Consider the following 2,892-nt stretch of genomic DNA (forward strand, 5'->3'; position numbering starts at 1 on the left):
TGGGCGGCGATATCGGCGGTGGACCAGATATGGTCGAGCCGCCGGCCCCGATCGGACTTTTCCCAGTCCTTGCCGCGATAGCTCCACCAGGAATAGAGCTTCTGGTCGACGGGCACGTGCTTGCGCACCAGGTCGACCCAGCCATGGCCGCCATTGAGGATGGCATTGAGCGCCTCGGTCTCGACGGGGGTATGGCTGACCACCTTGAGAAGCTGCTTGTGGCTCCACACGTCATTTTCATGCGGCGCGATGTTGAAGTCGCCGGCGATGAGGTGTCCGCGCTGGAAGACAGGCTCGGTGAACCAACTGGTCAATTCGGTGAGAAAGCCCAGCTTGTGCTTGAACTTGGGATTGATCGCCGGGTCGGGCTCGTCGCCGCCGGCGGGAATGTAGAAATCGTGCAGCGTCACCGGGCCGTGGCCGAAATCGGTCAGCGCCGAGATGTGGCGTGATTCCGGGATTTCGCAGAAGACGCGGCTGGAAATGTCGGTCAGCGGGAATTTGCTGACGATGGCGACGCCGTGATAGCCCTTCTGTCCATGCACGGCCATGTGCGGATAGCCGGCCTCGATGAAGGCACCGCGCGGAAACTGGTCATCGGTGCATTTGATCTCCTGGAACATGATGACGTCCGGCGCGTGGCGGGCGATGAATTCGAGCACCATGGGCAGGCGCAGGCGGATCGAATTGATATTCCAGGTGGCGATGGCGACGGACATGGCGGGACTCGGGTCTTTCGGGGGCAGTCGTTGTTATCGCCAAGCCGATCCCCGAGGTAAAGCCGGAAATGGCGCGGCAAGGCAAACACAAAAAACCCGGCTGGAAAGCCGGGTTTTTCAATTCGGCATAAAGCCTCAAGCCTATTCGGCCTTGGGAGCCTCTTCGGCGGCAGCAGCCTGCTCGGCAGCGGCGGCGGCCGCTGCGGCTTCCGCATCCTTGGCGGCCTGCTCGGCGGCAAAAGCCTCGGCGGCGGCGATCTTCTCGGCTTCGCGGGCTTCACGGGCGGCGATGGCAGCCTCGCGCTCGCTGGCCTCGATCTTGCGGGTACGCGAATTGGTCGATTCGAAGATACGGGCCGACTTGCCGCGACGATCGCGCAGGTAATAGAGCTTGGCGCGACGCACCTTGCCGCGCTTGAGCACCTCGATGGAGGCGACATTGGGCGAATAGAGCGGGAAAACGCGCTCGACGCCTTCGCCATAGGAAATCTTGCGGACGGTGAAGCTCTCCATCAGGCCGCCGCCGCTGCGGGCGATGACGACGCCCTCATAAGCCTGCAGGCGTTCCTTGTTGCCTTCGGTGATCTTCACCCACACCTTGACGGTGTCACCATGGGTGAATTCGGGATGGGCGCGCTTGGCGGCCAGCGTGGCGAGCTGCTCGGCTTCGAGCTGTTCGATGATATTGGTCATGTCGATTCCGTTCTGAATCTTTTCATAGGGGTATTGGCGGCCTCGCGGCCGGAAAACCCGGTCTTGGTTGGTAACGGAGGGGTCGTCTTTTTATTGCTGCGCGGCGGTTCCGATATCCGTCGACGCGATAGTGGCGCGGCTATAGGAGAAAAAAGGCGAAGAGTCTAGGCTTTGTCGCGTTTTTCCGCCTCGAGCCGGTCGAGAAGGTCGGGCCGGCGCGTGCGGGTGAGGGCAAGGCTCTCTTGGGCGCGCCAGCGGGCGATGCGGGCGTGGTCACCGGATGTCAGGATGGCAGGGATTTCCCGCCCCTCGAAAATTTGCGGCCGCGTATATTGGGGATATTCGAGCAGGCCGTTTTCGAAGCTCTCCTCTGCATGGCTGTCGACGCCGCCGAGAACGCCGGGAATGAGCCGCACCACGGCTTCCAGAAGCACCATGGCCGCCACTTCCCCGCCCGCCAGCACATAATCGCCTATGGAGATTTCCTCGAGCTGGCGGGCCTCGATGACGCGCTGGTCGACCCCCTCGAAGCGGCCGCAGACGATAACCGCGCCCGGCCCCCGGGCCAGCGCGCGAGCACGGGCCTGGGTGAGCGGCGCACCGCGGGGCGACATCAGGATGCGCGGACGCGGATCGTCGGGCGGGGCGACATGGTCGATGGCGCGGGCGAGAATGTCGGGTTTGAGCACCATGCCGGCTCCGCCCCCCGAGGGCGTATCGTCCACCGTGCGGTGGCGGTCGGTGGCAAAGTCGCGCAATTGGGTGGCCGAAAGCGACCACAGCCCGTCCGCCAATCCCCGGCCAAGCACGGATGCGCCCAGGGGCCCCGGGAAAAGCTCGGGGAAAAGCGTGACGATGGTGGCGGAAAAGCTCAATCGGGTTCTTCCTCGCCGGCCTCGGCGTCGCGCGGCAGGATGATGGTCAAATACCCCCCGGCAAGGTCGATAGTGGGCACGATGGCCCTGGTGAAGGGGTAAAGGAAACTGTCGCCGCCCTCGCGGGCGCGCACCTCGATGAGATCGCCTGCGCCGTAATTGGGCACGGCGGCCACCGTGCCGATGACCTGGCCGGTTTCGAGCCGGGCTTCGAGGCCGATAAGGTCGGCGTGGTAGAAATCGTCCTCTTCCTCGATGTCGGGCAGGCGGGATCGATCGATGTAAAGATTGGTGCCGTTGAGCTTTTCGGCGGCGTTGCGGTCACTGACGCTGCGCAGCCGGGCGATGACGACATTCTTGGCCAGCCGCAGATGCTCGATGGTGACGATGAGGCCGGGCCGGTCGGTTTCCAGGGCGCCGTAATCGGCAATGGAGAGCGGGTGCTGGGTATGGGTGGCGATGCGCACCTCGCCCCTAATGCCATGCGCGGCCCCGATCTGGCCCAGGAGGATGCGGTTTTTCGATGCGGTCATGATTGTCTCTATGCGCTCTTGCGCCTTGATAGCAAGCGCGGAGGCCGAGGGGAATTGCGGTGCTGGAAACCG

Annotated in this window: 4 protein-coding genes; all 4 read right to left on the reverse strand. The window is 63.8% G+C overall.

All coding sequences use genetic code 11. The annotated features are described in order from the left end of the window. Positions 1 to 719: exodeoxyribonuclease III (locus VDP82_RS16560; RefSeq protein ID WP_323015931.1), on the reverse strand; the 719-nt coding region annotated here is incomplete at its 3' end. 141 nt (positions 720 to 860) lie between these two features. Then, positions 861 to 1,412: a 50S ribosomal protein L19 gene (gene rplS, locus VDP82_RS16565; protein WP_323015932.1), complete on the reverse strand. Its 552-nt coding sequence runs from the start codon at positions 1,410 to 1,412 to the stop codon at positions 861 to 863. A gap of 164 nt (positions 1,413 to 1,576) precedes the next feature. After that, a complete protein-coding gene (gene trmD, locus VDP82_RS16570; protein ID WP_323015933.1) occupies positions 1,577 to 2,287 on the reverse strand; it encodes a tRNA (guanosine(37)-N1)-methyltransferase TrmD in 711 nt (236 codons plus the stop codon). Continuing rightward, on the reverse strand, positions 2,284 to 2,820 hold the full coding sequence (gene rimM, locus VDP82_RS16575) for a ribosome maturation factor RimM (RefSeq protein WP_323015934.1): 537 nt from the start codon (positions 2,818 to 2,820) through the stop codon (positions 2,284 to 2,286). Before rimM ends, trmD begins: the two co-directional genes overlap by 4 nt. Between the last annotated feature and the right edge of the window lie 72 nt (positions 2,821 to 2,892).

Source organism: Devosia sp., from assembly GCF_034675085.1.
GTDB lineage: Bacteria > Pseudomonadota > Alphaproteobacteria > Rhizobiales > Devosiaceae > Devosia.